This window comes from Paraburkholderia sp. CNPSo 3281, assembly GCF_024206515.1.
In the GTDB taxonomy this organism is placed as follows: Bacteria; Pseudomonadota; Gammaproteobacteria; order Burkholderiales; family Burkholderiaceae; genus Paraburkholderia; species Paraburkholderia nodosa.
The window spans coordinates 101,008-118,264 of record NZ_JAMBPS010000022.1 but is presented as its reverse complement, the minus strand read 5'-3'; the positions used below and the strand labels follow the sequence as shown (position 1 = coordinate 118,264).

The 17,257-nt window shown below is 60.9% G+C and carries 13 protein-coding genes and 1 tRNA gene; 8 read left to right on the top strand and 6 right to left on the bottom strand.

All coding sequences use genetic code 11. The features are described from left to right. A partial coding sequence (locus tag M3I56_RS21750; RefSeq protein WP_254355762.1) for an aldo/keto reductase occupies positions 1 to 698 on the bottom strand: 698 nt, incomplete at its 3' end. A gap of 359 nt (positions 699 to 1,057) precedes the next feature. Here M3I56_RS21750 and M3I56_RS21745 point away from each other — a divergent pair. The 5 genes from M3I56_RS21745 to M3I56_RS21725 all read left to right on the top strand — a co-directional run bounded on the left by M3I56_RS21745 (position 1,058) and on the right by M3I56_RS21725 (position 8,355). Beyond that, the gene (locus tag M3I56_RS21745) at positions 1,058 to 2,275 is read left to right on the top strand and encodes a flagellin (RefSeq protein WP_254355761.1); all 1,218 of its coding nucleotides are present in this window, start codon (positions 1,058 to 1,060) and stop codon (positions 2,273 to 2,275) included. A 145-nt stretch (positions 2,276 to 2,420) separates the two neighbouring features. Beyond that, on the top strand, positions 2,421 to 4,004 hold the full coding sequence (gene fliD, locus M3I56_RS21740; RefSeq protein ID WP_254355760.1) for a flagellar filament capping protein FliD: 1,584 nt from the start codon (positions 2,421 to 2,423) through the stop codon (positions 4,002 to 4,004). A gap of 23 nt (positions 4,005 to 4,027) precedes the next feature. Continuing rightward, a complete protein-coding gene (gene fliT, locus M3I56_RS21735) occupies positions 4,028 to 4,327 on the top strand; it encodes a flagellar protein FliT (protein ID WP_254355759.1) in 300 nt (99 codons plus the stop codon). 241 nt (positions 4,328 to 4,568) lie between these two features. Continuing rightward, positions 4,569 to 7,682: a tetratricopeptide repeat protein gene (locus M3I56_RS21730; protein WP_254355758.1), complete on the top strand. Its 3,114-nt coding sequence runs from the start codon at positions 4,569 to 4,571 to the stop codon at positions 7,680 to 7,682. A gap of 4 nt (positions 7,683 to 7,686) precedes the next feature. Beyond that, entirely contained in the window at positions 7,687 to 8,355 is a 669-nt protein-coding gene (locus M3I56_RS21725) for a class I SAM-dependent methyltransferase (RefSeq protein ID WP_254355757.1), read from the top strand. A 155-nt stretch (positions 8,356 to 8,510) separates the two neighbouring features. Here M3I56_RS21725 and M3I56_RS21720 read toward each other — a convergent pair whose 3' ends face one another. Both M3I56_RS21720 and M3I56_RS21715 read right to left on the bottom strand, forming a co-directional pair. Further along, complete coding sequence (locus M3I56_RS21720; RefSeq protein ID WP_254355756.1) at positions 8,511 to 10,340, bottom strand: acetylglucosamine transferase; 1,830 nt, start codon at positions 10,338 to 10,340, stop codon at positions 8,511 to 8,513. A 193-nt stretch (positions 10,341 to 10,533) separates the two neighbouring features. Next, positions 10,534 to 12,192: a hypothetical protein gene (locus tag M3I56_RS21715; RefSeq protein WP_254355755.1), complete on the bottom strand. Its 1,659-nt coding sequence runs from the start codon at positions 12,190 to 12,192 to the stop codon at positions 10,534 to 10,536. 403 nt (positions 12,193 to 12,595) lie between these two features. On the opposite strand from M3I56_RS21715, the gene M3I56_RS21710 reads away from it, so the two are divergent. Beyond that, positions 12,596 to 12,943: a hypothetical protein gene (locus M3I56_RS21710; RefSeq protein ID WP_254355754.1), complete on the top strand. Its 348-nt coding sequence runs from the start codon at positions 12,596 to 12,598 to the stop codon at positions 12,941 to 12,943. Continuing rightward, positions 12,891 to 13,736: a glycosyltransferase family 92 protein gene (locus M3I56_RS21705; protein WP_254355753.1), complete on the top strand. Its 846-nt coding sequence runs from the start codon at positions 12,891 to 12,893 to the stop codon at positions 13,734 to 13,736. Before M3I56_RS21710 ends, M3I56_RS21705 begins: the two co-directional genes overlap by 53 nt. A gap of 182 nt (positions 13,737 to 13,918) precedes the next feature. On the opposite strand, the gene M3I56_RS21700 is transcribed toward M3I56_RS21705, so the two are convergent. The 3 genes from M3I56_RS21700 to M3I56_RS21690 all read right to left on the bottom strand — a co-directional run bounded on the left by M3I56_RS21700 (position 13,919) and on the right by M3I56_RS21690 (position 15,966). Then, the gene (locus tag M3I56_RS21700) at positions 13,919 to 14,641 is read right to left on the bottom strand and encodes a methyltransferase domain-containing protein (protein ID WP_254355752.1); all 723 of its coding nucleotides are present in this window, start codon (positions 14,639 to 14,641) and stop codon (positions 13,919 to 13,921) included. 124 nt (positions 14,642 to 14,765) lie between these two features. Continuing rightward, positions 14,766 to 15,680: a hypothetical protein gene (locus tag M3I56_RS21695; RefSeq protein WP_254355751.1), complete on the bottom strand. Its 915-nt coding sequence runs from the start codon at positions 15,678 to 15,680 to the stop codon at positions 14,766 to 14,768. Between the two features lie 210 nt (positions 15,681 to 15,890). After that, a tRNA-Arg gene (locus tag M3I56_RS21690) sits at positions 15,891 to 15,966 on the bottom strand. Between the two features lie 304 nt (positions 15,967 to 16,270). Here M3I56_RS21690 and M3I56_RS21685 point away from each other — a divergent pair. Beyond that, complete coding sequence (locus M3I56_RS21685; RefSeq protein ID WP_254355750.1) at positions 16,271 to 17,194, top strand: cytochrome c5 family protein; 924 nt, start codon at positions 16,271 to 16,273, stop codon at positions 17,192 to 17,194. The last annotated feature ends 63 nt before the right edge of the window (positions 17,195 to 17,257 follow it).

The window sequence follows — 17,257 nt, the reverse complement described above, 5'->3', positions numbered from 1 at the left end:
CCACGCGTGCTCTTCGCGAGATCCTCACGCGAACGGTACTTGCCCGAGAGAAAGCCGCTCGCGAGACTGTAATAGGGCACGACCGCAAGCTTCTGCGCCATGGCCACCGGTTCGAGATCGGCCTCGTACCGGGCGCGGTCGTACAGGTTGTATTCGGGCTGGATGATCTGGTACGCGGGCAGGCCGGACTTCGTCGAAACCGCGAGCGCTTCCTCGACGCGCGCACCCGTGTAGTTCGACGCGCCGATCACACGCACCTTGCCGGCCTCGATCAGCCGCTGATACGCGCCGAGTGTTTCCTCGAGCGGGACTTTCGGGTCGTCCTCGTGCGAGAAGTACACGTCGATGTAATCGGTCTGCAGACGACGCAGCGAATCTTCCACGGCAGCCGCGATGTTGGCGGCGGAAAGTCCCGGGCGGCGCGCATCTTTTGCGACCTTCGTTGCGATCACCACCTTGTCGCGTTTGCCGCTCTTCGCGATCCACTTGCCGATGATCGTCTCCGACTCGCCGCCCTGGTTGCCGGGCACCCAGGCTGAGTAGACGTCGGCGGTGTCGATGAAGTTGAGGCCGGCGTCGGTGAAGGCGTCGAGGATCGAGAACGAGGTGGCTTCATCTGCGGTCCAGCCGAAGACGTTGCCGCCGAACATGAGCGGGGCGACCTGCAACGAGGAAGTGCCGATCCTGCGTAGTTCCATGGGGCCTCCAGTAAAAAGGGCGAACGGGGAACCGCTGAGGATACGCCGCCTCGCGGCGCGCTGCAGCGGGCACGGGCGCGCGGCCGACGTCACTGCACTAAACCACGCGCGATACCTGCCGTAAACACGCTTGCAAACTGCAAGACGCATGAATGCGTGAGGGAAGCGGGAAGCACGAAGCGCGGCGCAACAGGACTTTTTATGCACCGCGCAAATGAGGTCTCGATTGTCGATGCTTCCCCTCAAGTTTTTTTTACCCACGCCGACAACCTTCACTGAGGCGGCCAGCAATGAAAGATTGCACCCGCCGCGGCCATAGTGGCTTGTAACGGGCTTTCAGCCCGCTTAGGAGAATTTCCATGCTCGGAATTAACAGCAACATCAACTCGCTCGTCGCGCAACAGAACCTGACGGGCTCGGGCAGCGCGCTGTCGCAAGCGATCACGCGCCTGTCGTCGGGTAAGCGCATCAACAGCGCAGCTGACGATGCAGCAGGCCTCGCGATCTCGAACATCATGCAGACCCAGATCAACGGTCTGAATCAGGGTGTGTCGAACTCGAATGATGGCGTTTCGCTGGTTCAAACGGCATCGAGCGGTCTGTCGTCGCTGACGAGCAGCCTGCAGCGTATCCGCCAGCTGGCCACGCAAGCGGCCAACGGCTCGATGACCTCGGACGACCGCGCAGCACTGCAACAGGAAGTGAACCAGCAAGTTTCGGAAATCAACCGTATCGCTTCGCAAACGACGTACAACGGCATGAACGTGCTGAACGGTTCGCTCGGTACCGTGTCGTTCCAGGTCGGCGCGAACGTCGGTCAGACGATCAGCCTGAGCCTGAACCAAGACATGTCGGCTGCTTCGATCGGCAGCGGCGTGCCGCAAGCTGGCCAGACGCTCGGCTCGTACACCGGCCTGAGCCTGAACTCGGACGGCACGGCTGATGTCAACGCAAACGGCGGTTCGGTTGCCGGCGCAGCAATCAGCTCCATCAACGTGGTTTCCGATGGCAGCGGCGGCTTCACGTTCACGGACCAGAACAACCAAGCGCTGAATTCGACGGCCGTCAACGCTCTGTTCTCGGCAACCGGTGCTACGGTTACCGCAGACGCCAACGGCAACGGCGTTATCCTGGGCTCGGGCACGGCACTGTCGCTCACCGATACGAACCTCCAGAATCTGGATGTGGCAGCGACCTCCGGCGCGGGCAACTCGACGGCCGAAGCCGCAGTGACGTCGCAGATCAACTCCTACAACGTGCCGACGGATGTTGCAAACGTCAACATCAGCACGGCAAGCGGCGCAAGCATGGCCATGGAGTCGATCGACAACGCGCTGAACACGCTGAACAACCTGCAAGCAACGCTCGGCGCAGCGCAAAACCGCTTCACGGCAATCGGCACGACGCAGCAAGCTCAGTCGACCGACCTGTCGACCGCCCAGTCGTCGATCCAGGACGCCAACTTCGCAGAAGAAACGGCGAACCTGAGCAAGGCGCAAGTGCTGCAGCAAGCGGGTATCTCGGTGCTCGCACAAGCGAACTCGCAGCCGCAGCAGATCCTGAAGCTCCTCCAGTAATACGAGCTTCTCTAGCCCAAGCGTTGCGCGCCCGGCCGCCATACCCGTGAGCGCAACGCAAGCCAATCGGGAGGATCGCCTCCCGATTGGCGTTTTGCAGACTTGAACCGATTGACACTGCAACGCCGACGCACGGAGCCCCTTCATGTCCACCGTATCCAGTTCGACAGCCAGCACGATCGCAAGTAGCGTCGCCGCTACAACTGCAGCGAGCAACGCCGCTTTGCAGCAAGCCGCCCAGTCGATCGTCAGCGGCTCGACCGGCAACTCGTCGATGGACGTGAACTCGCTCGTCACCGCGCTCGTCAATGCCAAGACTGCCGGCCAAGCCGCGACGATCAGCGCCGAGCAGACGCAAGACAACACCGAGATTTCCGCGTACGGCGCGCTTTCCGCCGCGCTCTCCGCACTTCAGGCAGGCCTCTCGCCGCTCTCGGACGGCACGACCCTCAATGCATTCAGCACGACGCTCAGCGGCACCGGCATTACGGCCACCGCAGGCAGCGGCGCGGCAGCCGGGTCCTATTCGGTTGACCTGAAGCAGGTGGCTCAGGCTCAGGTGCTCACCTCGACCGGCTACGGCGCAACCACGGCGCTCGTCGGGTCAGGAGGCTCCGCCACGATGACGCTGACCGTCAACGGCGCCAGCACCACGATCTCGCTCAACAACTCGAACAGCACGGTTGCTGGCATTGCGTCGGCGATCAACTCGGCCACCAACAACCCGGGCGTGACGGCAACGGTCGTCAACGGCGCCGACGGCGCGCACCTCGTGCTGCACTCGACGTCGACCGGTTCGCAGAACGGCATCAGCATCGCGATCAGCGACTCGAATTCCAGCGACGCAGTGAACAATCTGGCCGTGACGACCACGGCGGGTACGGCGATCACGAGCTCGAGCGCGACTTCGGCCAACCTCACCGCCAACCAGTCGACGATCTCCAACACGACGACCTGGACGCAGTCCACGGCCGCACAGGACGCCTATTTCACGATCGACGGCACGGGCGCGACCAGCTCGACGAACACGGTGACCTCAGCGCTTTCCGGCGTCACGCTGAACCTCACCGCGGCGGCCGTCGATACGTCGAGCACGGGCAGCGGCGCACAAACGCTCACGGTCGCGCAGAACACGAGCGCGGAATCCAGCGCGATCAACAATTTCGTCACGCTCTACAACACGCTCGTGACGACGATGGCCACACTCACGTCGTTCAGCTCGACCTCGACGTCGCAAGGCGTGCTGCTCGGCGACTCGACGCTGAACATGATTCAGAACCAGCTCGCGACGATCGTGGCGACGGGCGTAAAGAGCGGCAGCACGACGACCAGCCTCGCTTCGATCGGCGTCACGCTGAATTCGGACGGGTCGCTCTCGGTCGACAGTAGTACGCTGAACACCGCACTGCAGAACAATCAGTCGACCGTGGCCGCGCTGTTCAATTCGACCAACGGCGTCGCCGCCCAGTTGAACAACAACATCACGAGCTATTCGTCGAGCACCGGCGTCATCACGACGCGTACCAACTCGATCCAGACTGACCTGACGAACCTCTCGACACAGCAGTCGAATCTCGCCGAGTATCAGTCGCAGCTCACCAGCATGTACACCGCCCAGTTCACCGCGCTCAATACGCTGATGGCGACGATGAACAGCAACCAGCAATACCTCACGCAGCTCTTCGGCGGCACCAATAGCGCAGGTGCGCTGGCCACCAACAAGAGCTAAGCGCGTCGCGCAGGAGAGACGACATGGAATTCGCAGCGCCCATCGATCGCATCTGGCAGATTACGAAAGACATCGAGCAGGCAGCGGCTGTCGGGGAGTGGGAAAAGGCGGCCGAGCTCGCGAACCAGCGCTCGCCGCTACTCATGTCGCTCTCCGCCAAGCAAACGGACGCCGCGCTCGACATGCTCAAGCGGGTCCACGCAATCGATACACGTATCGCCGCAGAGGCACGGTCGGCGCAGACCGCACTGAGCGCCGAATTCCGCTCGGCCATGCAAGCTACGCGGAACGTGAACCAGTATCAGCGCGTCGCGCAGTTCTGAAACACAGGCTTCGCTGCGCGTTCACGAACAACGACTAACGATTGCGCCTTTCGCGGCGCATTTGCGTCTCTCGGCCCGCCTAGTGCGGGCTTTTTCTTTGCGCGCCCTTTTTGCGCGCCGGCCAACGCCCCTAGCAGTCGAATTGGCAGCCGTTTTGACGCCAACTCGGCGCATTACCGGAAGGGATCGGCCGCCATAATTTCCTTACCATTGCTTCCCGCGGCGCAAGCTCGCCTTTGTCATGACTGCCTTCCCGACTCCGACCGAAATCACCGCGCCGCCGCCCGAATTACAGCCAGCAGGCGACATCGCACTCGCCATGATGGAAATCGCGATCGAACACCATCGCAAGAAGGAATACGCCCCGGCTGCCTCACTCTACGCCGCCGTCCTCGAGCGCGTAAGCGATCATGTCGACGCCCACTACCATCTTGGGGTGCTGCGCATGCAAACGGAACAGCCGGCCGAGGCCGTGGCGCATTTCGAAGCCGCGCTCGGTCAGGTGCCGACGAACGGGCAAATTTGGGTCTACTACATCAACGCCCTTATCGGAAGCAATCAGCTGGAAGCGGCGCGAATCGCACTCTCCATCGCGCATCGGGAATACGGCCTTCCTGCAGAGGCCGTCGAGACGTTGAGCACTCGCATCAGCCAGTCCAATGCCTCGAGCGAGCCCGCGCGCGCGCCCTTGCACGCAGCCGCGACGCAAAGCGAAACGCCTGTGCAAGAAGCGCCAGAAACGGCGAAAGCCGCGACCACCGGGCACATCGATACGCGCCGCGCAACTCCACGGGAGCTGCGCGAATTTACGCAGCTCGCCAGTTCTGGAAAACTCAATGCCGCGCTGAAGTTTGCCCAACGCCTCACGCAGCAATATCCGTCGCATGGCGAATGTTGGCTTGCGCTCGCCACCACCCTGCGAAACGCGGGCCAGTACCCAGAGTCCGTAGGCGCCGCGGAGCGTGCCGCTGACTTGCTTCCCAACGATCTCATCGCCCAGACCATGCTGACCGACGGGCTGCTTGTCACCCGCCAGTACCGGAAAGCAGCCGTACGCTGCCGTCAAGGTCTCGAAAGGCATCCTGAATGCGTAGCACTGCATCGCACGCTGGGAAGTGCCTTGCAGGCGATGGGCCAACACGCCGAGGGGCTCGTCCATGCCCGGCGTGCAGTGGAACTGGCGCCGAATGACGCTCTCGAAGTCGACGCGCTCGGCAACGCCCTGATGCTTCACGGGCTGTATGACGAAGCGGAAGCCACCTTTCGCCGTGCACTCGAACTGGCACCCACGCAGGCCGCAACACGCAGCAATCTGCTGTTCTGCCTGATGCACAAGATCGATCTCGATGCGGCAAGCGCATTCGCGGAGTTCCGCGAGTTCTCGGCTCACCAGGAAGCCCCCCTGCGCGCGCGCTGGCCGAAGCATACGAACAATCGTAATCCGTCACGGCGCCTGAAAGTCGGCTTCGTTTCGGGAGACCTGGTGAATCACCCAGTCGCTTATTTCTTTCTCTCTGTACTGGAGTATCTGGCGCGCGACCCCAGCCTGTCGCTGCACATTTACTCGAACTATGTGGTCAGCGACGGTTTCACGAAGGAAATCCGGGCACACGCGCACGAGTGGCACGAAGTCTTCAGCCTGAACGCCACCGCATTCGCGCAGAAGATCCGCGACGACGGCATCGACATTCTGATCGACCTGTCTGGCCATACCGGCCGCAACCGGCTCGTGACCTTCGCGCACAAACCGGCGCCGGTCCAGGTCAGTTGGATCGGCAATCCGGCCACAACCGGCCTGACGGCCATCGACTATTACATGTCAGACCGTTTCGTCACGCCGCTCGAACAGTTCGCCGATCAGTTCTCCGAAAAGCTCGTGTTTCTCCCGGCGCTCGCGCCATTCAAGCCTCACCCGCAAGCACCGGACGTGAACGCGTTGCCGGCCCTAAAAAACGGCTACCTGACGTTCGGCAGTTTCAGCCGGCTCGTGAAGGTCGGGCCGGAAGTTGTCGCGCTCTGGGCACGCGTGCTACGCGAGGTGCCGAATTCACGCATGCTCATCGGCGCCATTACGGCGCCGGAGCAAATGAGCAAGCTCGCGAAAATGTTCGCGGACGAAGGAGTCTCCCCGCAGCGCATCGGCTTTCTGCAGCGCAAGGGGGTGACGACCTATTTGCAGCAGCACAATCTGATTGACGTGTGCCTCGACGCGTTCCCGTTCGCCGGTTCGACCACCACGATGCAGGCCCTGTGGATGGGCGTGCCCACCATGACGCTGCCCAGCGTTTCGATGGCGAGCCGCGGCAGCACGGGATGGCTGTCGCACCTCGGGCTCGACGAGGCATTCGTCGCGCGCGACAAGGAGGACTTCGTGCGCAAATGCGCCGCGCTGGCCGACGATCTCGATGCGCTCGCAACGGTGCGCCGCGAGCTTCGTCAGCATTGCATGCAGTCGCCGCTCATCGACGCGAGCACGATCGCCGATGCCGCGTCGCGCGCGCTGCGCATCATGTGGCGGCGATGGTGCGACGGGCTCGAACCCGAGCATTTCGAGGTGCTGGCGCAGACCGGGAATACGCCGGCGTTGCCGGTCGAAGCCCCGGCGCGCGAATCGCAACCGGTGGTACGACAAACCATAGTGATCGACACCGGCGGCCTTCCCGCAGGTATGAAACCCATTCGCTTCGTCTGCGGGACGCGTTGCAACCGCCAGCAGTTCTTTAGCGAAACGGCGCTCGGGCGCTCGCTGAATCTCTACGAAAGCCTGCCCGGTTTACAGCTTCAGTTGTTCGACAACAATACGCGCGGACTCTCCAGCATCTACAACGAGGCAATCGATTACGCGACGCAGCATCCGGCCATTCTCGTATTCGTTCACGATGACGTCTGGCTTAGCGATAACTTCTGGAACGAGCGTATCCGTGAGTCACTCGCCCGTTTTGACGTAGTGGGTCTGGCCGGCAACGTGCGCCGATTGCCGCGCCAGCCGGCATGGTGCTATCCCACGCCAGACCTGCGCCGAGAAGAGCCCCAGTACGTGAGCGGAACTGTCGCTCATGGCAAGGGATTCCCAAGCAAAAACGTATTGACGTTCGGCCCTTCCGGAAAGGAATGCAAGCTCCTCGACGGCCTGCTGCTGATTGCCGATAGCGAAACGATCAACCGCCGGGAGTTGCGTTTCGATGAGCAGTTCGAATTCCACTTTTACGATATGGACTTCTGCCGCCAGGCCGAACTCAAGGGCCTGCGCATGGGGACGTGGTCGCTGAGCGTGGTTCATGAAAGCGTCGGCTCGTTTGGATCGCGCTCGTGGCGCGAAGGTTACGATCTTTATTTAAGCAAATATAAGGAGTAGTACGGTGGATCAAACTCCTGTTCACCAGAATCACAACCCAGATTTGCTCAAGCTCATGCCAGCAGGTGCCCGGCGCGTGGTGGAAGTGGGTTGCAGTTCCGGTGCTTTGGCGCGCGAATATAAAAAATTGAATCCGGCGGTGCATTACACCGGCATCGAAATCGTTCCGGCGTATGCCGAGATGGCGCGCGAGCATTGTGACCGTGTAGTCGATGTGGATATCGAACAGGTACCCGTCGAGCAATTGCGCACGGACTTCGACGCCGACTGCTGGGTCTTCGGAGACGTGCTCGAACATCTTTACGATCCCTGGGCGCTCTTGAAGAAAATCCGCGGGTCGATGGATCGTGGCGGGTGCGTCGTGGCGTGCATTCCCAACGCGCAGCACTGGAGTGTGCAGGCGCGTTTGAGCATTGGCGATTTCCGGTATCAGGATTCCGGATTATTCGACCGCACGCATATCCGCTGGTTTTCGCGCGTCACGATGCTGGAAATGTTTCGCAACGCAGGTTTTATCGTCGATGCCGGCAAGGCCCGCGTATTCAACGAACCGCAACGCGAAGCCTTTTTGCCCGTTATTCGCGCGATGGCGACTGCAGCGGGCGCCGATGCGAACGTTGCGGTCGAGGACTCGAAAGCGCTCCAGTACGTGTTCAGGGCAAGCGTTCTGTGAGCACAATCTAACGGTAGTTCGCGACACCATCGCCTCAGCCCGCCGCGCGCGGGCTTTTTTCTTCTGTGCGAGGCGCAGGCCGGTCCGGCGTTCGGCCTACGCAAGTGGCGCGGCACCAGTCAACATGCTGCGCGTCTGCTTTCCATGCCTTTCCCCTACGCGGCGAGTTCGCCTACCACGCGCTTGAAGTGCTTCTCGAGATTGCGCACGAACTTGGGCGTATCGTAAAGCACCCCGCTCTCCTTAACCTGCGCCAGCTCGCCTCGCAGGCGGCGCAGTTCAGCCGGGTCGTGCGCGAGTGCGACCGCCTTTTCCTCGTAGCCTTCCCATGTATGGGTAATCAGCTCCGGCAGCCCGGCTGCAGTCAGGAGCGCGCCAGCCATGCGCGAGGCGAACGACTGGCCCGAGCAGGTCAGAAGCGGCAGGCCGGCCCAGAGCGCGTCGTTGGCCGTCGTGCCCGCGTTGAACGGGAACGTGTCGAGGAACAGGTCGGCGACAAGGTAGCGTGCGAGATAGGCTTCGGGCGTCACACGCGGCGCGAACACGAGGCGCTGCGGATCGACGCCACGCTTTTGCGCTTCCTTGCGCAGATTGGCTTGCGCCCAGGCGTTGTCCGCGAGCAGCCAGAGCACGCTGCCTGGCACGCGCGAGAGAATGCGCATCCAGACGTCGAAGACCTCTGGCGTGTATTTGAAATTGTTGTTGAACGAGCAGAACACAATGCCGTCTTCGGGCAACCCGCTATCCTTGCGTGACGGCGCCGCGGCAATCACGCGCTGGCGGTCGCTTACCTGATAGACGTCGGGCATGTAGAGCGGCGTTTCGGTGTAGTACTTCGCAGACTTCTTCGGGATGACGAACTCATCGGCGACGACATAATCGATGAACGGGAAGCCCGTTGTGGCCACGAGTCCGAGATACGTCACCTGAATCGGAGCCGGACGCGCGGCGAGAATCTGCGGGCGTGCACCGAGTGTCTGTCCGTGCAGGTCGACGAGAATGTCGATCTCGTGCTTGCGGATCTGCTCCGCTGCCTCCTGGTCCGTGAGGCCGTCAATGCGCTCGAAATGATCCATGCCGCGAATCACGCGCTGACGCAGCGCCGAGCCGTCCTCCTTAGTCCAGCAAAAGCCGTACACCTCGAAGCGCTTGCGGTCGTGCAGCTCGAACAGTTCGGCCGCCAGCATGGCGATCGGATGCAGGCACAGATCTGAAGACAGATAGCCAATACGGATCTTCTTGTGTCCGTAGTTTTTCTTCTCCGCCAATGCGGGCACGTCGCAATTGAGCTTGGCGGCGACGAAGTTGCGCGCGGCGGCAAGCTGTTCCTCGAGATCGTCCGATTGGGAGATCATTCCGAGGGCAGAGGTCGAGCGGCGCATCAGTGCGGGATCGACGCCTGGCAGCGATACGTAGACCGGCCACTCGCAGGCCCGCGCGCGCAGGAAAACGAGGTGATGCAGCACGTCCGGCTGCGATGGATCGACTTCCAGGCTCTTGATGAGCCAGTTCATCGCCTCGCCGTAGTTGCGCTTGTTCTCATGAATCCGCCCCAGATTGTTGAACGCCTGTATGCGCAATGGCGCGTTCTCGGGATCGGTGGGCGAGGCGGTATTCGCAACCCACGTCCATTCGGCAATCGAAGCGTCGATCCGGTCGATACGCTCGTAGATGATGGCAAGGTTGACGTGCGCTTGCGCAAACGAAGGCGCAAGCTCGACGACGCGCAGAAAAGCGCTCTTCGCCTCTTCGGTCATCCCGAGCGCGTTGTAGCTCGCGCCGAGATTGAACAAAACAAAATGATTGAACGGCGTGTTGTTGTGGGCGAGCCAGGTCTGGTAAAGCACAGCAGCCAGTTCATGCTGGCCGGCCGCGCCCAGCGAAGAACAGTAGTCAACGACCTCGTTCAGGCTGAGGCCTGCGCGCCAGGCCGACACGAGCTTGCCTGTGTATCCGGCATCGACCGGATTCGTCTGGGAAATCATAAGTAGATGGAGTTGAGCAAACGTTGTCGGACAGTCGCCTCAAATGGCAGTAGCCCTCAATAAAAGAGGCCAAGCATACCGTGGGGTGGTAGGCCTGGCCTCGTGAACAATACTTCTGTCGTGTCTCCGATACGTCCCTCACGCGGCCCTTTCGGGCGCGCGCGAGGACGTAGCCGTGCGCTAGCTTCAGCGCTTAGTGAACATGCAGCGCCTGGAGCTGATCGCTGCTGAGACCCGCCACCTGCGCCGACGTCAGCGCGTTGACCTGGGTGCTGGTCAGCGAGTTCAGCTGGCTGGTGGTCAAGCCGTTGGCCAGCTGGCTGCTGGTCAGGCCCGAGATCTGGCTCGTCGTCAGGCTCTGCAGAGCGCTGCTGCTGAGGCCCGCGAGACCCGCGGTCGACAGCGAACCGACTTGACTCGAGCTGAGCGACTTCGCTTCGGCCGTCGTCAGGTTCTGGAGCTGCGACGAACCGAGACTCGAGAGCTGCGCAGTGCTCAGACCCGCCACCTGACCCGTCGTCAGCGAGGCGATTGCCAGCGTTGCCAGCTGTGCCGTACTCAGCGAGTTCAGCGTTGCCGTGCTCAGCGCCTGCACCTGCGTGCTGCTCAGCGAGGCGATACCCGTCGTGCCGAGACCCGCCGCGAGTTGCGAGCTGTTCAGCGCCTTGAGATCAGCCGAGTTCAGCTGCTGCACCTGCGTCGTGCTCAGTGCCGCGAGCTGGCCCGTGCTCAGACCCGAAACCTGTGCGCTCGTCAGCAGGTTCACCGACAGCGTCGCCAGCTGCGACGTCGTCAGCGCGTTCAGCGCCGTCGAGGTCAGCGACTGCACTTGCGACGAGGTCAGCTGGCCAATGCCCGCCGAGCCCAGTGCCTGCACTTCTGCCGTGTTCAGTGCGTTGAGGTCCGCCGTGCCGAGCTGCGCGACCTGGCTGGACGTCAGTGCCTTGATGCCCGCCGAACCCAGACCGTTTACAACCTGGCTGGTGCTCAGCGCCTTGATATCAGCCGAACCCAGTTGCTGGACCTGGCTCGAAATCAGGCTCGACAGCTGGCCCGTGCTCAGGCCGGCCACCTGACCCGTCGTCAGCGAGGCGATCGCCAGCGTTGCCAGCTGTGCCGTGCTCAGCGCGTTCAGCGCCGTCGTGGTCAGCGACTGCACCTGCGTGCTGGTCAGCGACGCGATGCCTGCGGTGCCAAGACCGTTCACGAGCTGGCTCGTGCTCAGCGCGCGCAGGTCAGCCGAGTTCAGCTGCTGCACCTGCGTCGCGCTCAGTCCCGCGAGCTGGCCCGTGCTCAGACCCGAAACCTGTGCGCTCGTCAGCAGGTTCACCGACAGCGTCGCCAGCTGCGACGTCGTCAGCGCGTTCAGCGCCGTCGAGGTCAGCGACTGCACTTGCGACGACGTCAGCTGGCCAATGCCCGCCGAGCCCAGTGCCTGCACTTCTGCCGTGTTCAGTGCGTTGAGGTCCGCCGTGCCGAGCTGCGCGACCTGGCTGGACGTCAGTGCCTTGATGCCCGCCGAACTCAGACCATTCACAACCTGGTTGGTGCTCAGCGCCTTGATGTCGGCGCCGTTCAGCGCGTCAACCTGGGCCGAGGTGAGATTCGACAGTTGAGCCGTGCTCAAGCTGGCGATCTGGAACGTCTGCAGCGTGCCGATCGCGTCGGTGCCCAGACCGACGATCGCGCTTGCGCTAATGGCTGCGATCTGATTCGTCTTCAGCGCCTGGAGGGCCGAAGTGGAGAGCCCCGCAATCTGCTCGGAGTGAAGCTGGTTGATCGCTGCGCTGCTGAGCGAAACGATTGCCGATGCACTGATCGCGTTGAGCTGGCCCGAACTGAGGCTGCTCATATCCGCTGTGGTCAGTGCTGCGACATCGGCCGTAGTAAACGTCGCAAATTGCTGTGTTGACAGCTGCCCGACCTGAGTCGGTGATAGCGACGAGATGATCGAAGTCATGTTTTATTTTCCTTCCGATTGCATCCAGTGAGGTTCGCGTGCGGCCTAACTGCTGCCTTTGCCGCCGACAATCACACCAAACCAAAAAGTGTCGGCACTTTGTAAACATTGGCCACTACCCCAGCTCTCAGCGCTGGAGTGCACCCTCCGTGCATAACGGCACTGGCCAGAGCGAGTTAAGGGTTTGGAAGAAAAATTTGGTAAGAACTTCAGAATATTTGTAAGGCGGTCGATGAAATAGGCACTGCCGATGGTTTGCGCCCGAAAGGCGCAAACGTTTCAATTGAGAAAATCGATGCTTTCAGAAAGAAAACAGCGTGAATCGCGGCACTTTGGCGGTGATTGTCAAATGCAGACGCCACGCGGCGCCGGGCCAATTCGTCAGACTTTTGAAGGCGTGTTCGGCTTCGGAATTTCCGATATATTTGCAGCGGCCGCCAAATCGCACGCGCAGGAACACCGGCTGCGGGACATTTTCGTGTCGGATATCTTACAAATTACCACCGAAGTAAGCGGTATACGGCGCCGCCCGATTTCATCGTTGAAGGCGACGCGCAGTTTAACCTTACGGCCAAATAACACGATCTATCATGCGCACTGGAATTGTCACGATACAAAAGAACCGCGCCCCATGGATTCCTGAGTGGATTGCATTTCATCACCTCGCAGGTGTCGAGCGATTTTATTTTTATGCCCACAACTGCACCGACGATACGTCGGATGTGTTGCAGAAGCTCATGCAGTTCTATGACATAAAGTCTTTTATTCTGACCACCGATCAAAACCAGATTCAATTGAGCGCTTATCAACATGCCTATGAGAATTTCGGGCATGAATGCGATTGGCTCGCGTTCATTGATGGCGATGAGTTTCTGTTTCCGGTTGCGGACAGCACGATTGGCGGCGCGCTAGAGCGCTTCAATTACGAAAAAATTTCTGCAATTGGAGCGTATTGGGCGTGTTTTGGCAGTTCGGGCCATGTCGAAGAACCGGCAGGGCTGATCACGAAGAACTATCGATATCGCCATTCACACGATGTACTCGCCAACAGGCACATCAAGAGCATTGTTCGGGGAAGGCAAGCTGTCTCGGTCGGGCCGAATGCACATATCTTCAACACGCCGTATGGCACTGTCGATGAAAATCGACGCAGCATAGTCTCAGGCAGACCGGATTACGATCCGACGTACCAATACTTCAGAATCAACCATTACGTTTGCCAAAGCCTCGAATACTTTCAAAGATTCAAGCAGCGGTCCGGAGCGGCGGACGCAGGTAGCGCATTCGTCAGGCCAGATACCTGGTGGACCGAGCACGATCGCAACGAGGCTTTCGATGACTCGCTTGAAGCGTGGTATCCGCGACTGGAAGCGGAGATGCAGCGGATTGGATTCGAAGACTTCGCGGGCGTCGTGACGCCTTCCGCGCGGGAGTGACCAACTGAACGCGTGCGTGGCTGTTCTCGCCACAATGCACAACATGTGAAGGAAAAGTGCGGCCGCCGCCGGTCAGCCGAAGACCGGCGGCGACAACCACAGCCCGTCAGGAACTCTCGCACCTCTCGAACGGGTCCACCGGATTGGCCGTGCGATTGCCCGCCGCCAACCCGAACCTGATCCTAGTCGTACCTGAAAAGCACGCCCGGCTTGTACTGGCAATTGATTGCATTGAGAACGGCCAACCCGCGCTCGAACGAAAAACTCTTGTCGCTAGTCGGCTGGAAGAATTCAATGAAATCAAGACTTTGCTTTCCATAAACGAAGCCGCCCACGAGCGGCGCGTTGATGGAATACATCCTGGGAATAAGTGCCATCATCGACGTAGCGGGAACGCCGATCAAATGCTCTTCCAGATCGCCATCCTGCATTTGATCTTGCGGATAGAACCATAATGGCGTGCTGATAAAGAGAAACGAGTCGTCTCCCATGCACGTAAGCAGCGTTCGCAATAACCACTTCGCTGTTTCGGCCGACAGGTGCTCGATGACATCCAGCAAGCAGATGATTTTATATTTGCTGATTTGATCGGACGGCAGATTTTGGGCCAATCCATGCCAGACATTTCGATATGTCTTGCTATCGAACAATTCTTGATTATTGCAATTGACATCAAAACCATCGATACCGTCGACGGCCCAGTGCGCCGTGGCCGGATTTGCCTTGATAAGCTTGCCAAGCCCGCCCGTGCCAAATCCGATATCGAGCACATCCACGTCCTGCGAGTTGTCTTGCAAGATATGAAAGATCACTTCCTTGGGGGACGCGGAGGCGCCTTGCGGAGTGAGCGCCGAGCTCGCGATTGGAGCAATGATCGAATAATCATCTACGACTTTCTTTAACATTTAGTCGACTTCCTTTACGCCTTGCGGCAATTTATGCGTGTTTAGGCGCGGCGAGCTAGCCGGTCGCCATCGCGACGCGAAATTGCCGGCCCAGGTTCAGAAGTTTTGCTACAGGACATTACTGTCACCGTGCGGCTGCCTCTACAGCAAGACGATCAAGCAGACTGGCTCTCATCTGGAAATACACGTTGAGGTATTCCGGATGCCCCGTGTCGTTAGCCGCGCGCTTGAGCGCATCCATGGCGACGAGGTCCAGTGCGCTGCCCATGAACGGTGAGTTGTATGAAAACGGCAGTCTCATCGCGCTGAAGCCGCGCACTTTCCATTGCGGCTCGGTGCCGAGAATCAGCGAAGCGATCCGCTCGATAAGAAATACCTTCGCCGGCGCCGCTTTGTGGTCGTACTTCACGTCGCTGCTAAGCAGCCGGCCGAAATCGCTGGTTTCATCTTCCGCGAGATGGAACAAGATCTCGCATTTTTCCAGCCAGCGGCGCCAGAATGCCGGCGTCGCGACGAGATAATTGCAGAAGATCGCGCTGGCCGTGCTCATGACGACGCTGTCCATCTGAATGCCAGGTGCGAGGAATTCGAGCGCCTGCTTGATGATTTCGTCGCTGCCGGGATGCAGAAACTTCATCTGCTCGAACACATTGAGAAACAGCGCGGAATGATCGAAAAACGGCGAAAACGTCACGACATCGACATCGTCCGCCGTTTCCGAAAGAAACTGCATCACCTGCGCGGAATCCAGCCCCGTCTTGCCGGCGAATTTGGGCGACAGGAAGCCGTAACGCGTGTTCTCGTCGAGCGATTCGCGCATCAGGAAGTTTCTGATCGGCCAGTATTCGTACCAGTCTGGCCGCTGCCCCGTGTTGTCGAGCGGGATGAAGCCGGAATCGAGACCCGCGTGAGTTTCCGGCGAATAAAAGATCTGATAGACGAGATTATTCGTTGCACGCGCGCTCGCCGCCAGGGGCGGGTCCTGGGAGACAACTTCGTCCAGGGCGGTGTCCCCGCTCGGGGGTTGGGTATCAGACATGGGCAAGCTGGCGCTGTTCTGGATGCAATTGGGCTGGGGGGCAGTCTAAGCCACGCCCTGGCGCCGCAATTCTCCAAGCAGGCACGAAGTTCACACGCAATTCTTCGTTTGACGCCGCGCGAATGCGAAAGCGCAAGCCGGCTTCCCTGGCGGGTCAGCTAGTGGCACATCGGAAAAACGAAAAGAAGGGTGGGAAAAGCGAAACAATTTTGGCGCGCCCGGCTGGGATCGAACCAGCAACCCCTGCCTTCGGAGGGCAGTACTCTATCCATTGAGCTACGGGCGCGTTGACTTGCTGGCGCCGCCGACTGACCGAAGAATACGGGAAAGGCAGCGCCGAAGAGAGAGCGAGAGAATAACCGGTTTCGGTTAAACCGTCCACCGCGCAGGCTATTAAGGGCCGCATCGACATAGGCACAACAGCTCGAGCCGCCGCCAGTCCGCTCCGGGTAAACGCCCGCTGAACTACGTCCGCACACGCCCACCAGCCGGAAAACCTTCCGTCTATAATCGTCGGTGTTTGATCTGCCGCATGGCCATTGCCGTCCTGCTGTACCGCTCACCATAAAACAACGGGAGTCGAGACAAGCATGAGCGAAGCACCCCACGGAGTCCCGATCAAAACGCCCGGCCAGCTGATCGCCGCTGTCATCGCCGGGTTTGCCGTTCCCATCGTCATCATCATTCTGCTCGTCTACTACGTCGACAACACGACGCGCACCGGCGCGGGCACCGACGAGCTCTCCACCCAGCAGGTCGCCGCGCGCATCGCGCCGGTCGCGCAAATCAACGTGCGCGACGCCAATGCGCCGCGCGTGTACAAGACCGGCGAGCAGGTCTTCCAGGCTGTCTGCTCGGCGTGTCACGCCTCGGGCGCCGCCGGCGCGCCGAAGTTCGGCAACTCGGGCGACTGGGCGCCGCGCATCGCGCAGGGCTTCGACGCGCTCTGGAAAACGGCGCTTTCCGGCAAGGGCGCGATGCCCCCGCGCGGCGGCACGAGCCCCGACGACTACAGCGACTACGAAATCGGCCTCGCCGTCGCCTATATGGCGAACCACGCCGGCGCGAACTTCCAGGATCCGCCCAAGCCCGCGCCAGGCGCGGCCAATGCAGCCAATGCGGCTTCGGGCGCGGCAGCCGCTGCACCGGCCTCGGGTGCGTCGGCCGCCGATGCGAACGCCGCCCAGGCCCAAGCTGCCGCAGCCGCGATCGCGGCCATCCCGCAGGCTTCGTCCGCTCCCGCGGCTGGTGGCGGCTCGCAGAGCGCCGACGCCTCGCAGGCGGGCAAGGCGCTCTATCAGCAGGTTTGCCAGGCGTGTCACGCGGCGGGTGTGCTGGGCGCGCCGAAATTCGGCAACAAGGCCGACTGGGCGCCGCGCCTCGGGGTCCCGATGGACACCGTCTACAACTACGCGCTGCACGGCAAGGGCCAGATGCCACCCAAAGGCGGCTCGACCGCCTCAGACGCCAACGTGAAGGCAGCCGTCGACTACATGGTCAGCGCGGCGAAGTAAGCGCCCCACGCGCGCCAAAGCGCGTAACAATCCCCGCCCGTAGGGATACGGCGCGGGGATTTT

Coding starts and splice junctions, on each gene's coding strand:
- M3I56_RS21745 (WP_254355761.1), top strand. CDS start 1,058: ATGCTCGGAATTAACAGCAACATCAACTCGCTCGTCGCGCAACAGAAC.
- fliD (WP_254355760.1), top strand. CDS start 2,421: ATGTCCACCGTATCCAGTTCGACAGCCAGCACGATCGCAAGTAGCGTC.
- fliT (WP_254355759.1), top strand. CDS start 4,028: ATGGAATTCGCAGCGCCCATCGATCGCATCTGGCAGATTACGAAAGAC.
- M3I56_RS21730 (WP_254355758.1), top strand. CDS start 4,569: ATGACTGCCTTCCCGACTCCGACCGAAATCACCGCGCCGCCGCCCGAA.
- M3I56_RS21720 (WP_254355756.1), bottom strand. CDS start 10,340: ATGATTTCCCAGACGAATCCGGTCGATGCCGGATACACAGGCAAGCTC.
- M3I56_RS21715 (WP_254355755.1), bottom strand. CDS start 12,192: ATGAGCAGCCTCAGTTCGGGCCAGCTCAACGCGATCAGTGCATCGGCA.
- M3I56_RS21710 (WP_254355754.1), top strand. CDS start 12,596: ATGCTTTCAGAAAGAAAACAGCGTGAATCGCGGCACTTTGGCGGTGAT.
- M3I56_RS21705 (WP_254355753.1), top strand. CDS start 12,891: ATGCGCACTGGAATTGTCACGATACAAAAGAACCGCGCCCCATGGATT.
- M3I56_RS21700 (WP_254355752.1), bottom strand. CDS start 14,641: ATGTTAAAGAAAGTCGTAGATGATTATTCGATCATTGCTCCAATCGCG.
- M3I56_RS21695 (WP_254355751.1), bottom strand. CDS start 15,680: ATGTCTGATACCCAACCCCCGAGCGGGGACACCGCCCTGGACGAAGTT.
- M3I56_RS21685 (WP_254355750.1), top strand. CDS start 16,271: ATGAGCGAAGCACCCCACGGAGTCCCGATCAAAACGCCCGGCCAGCTG.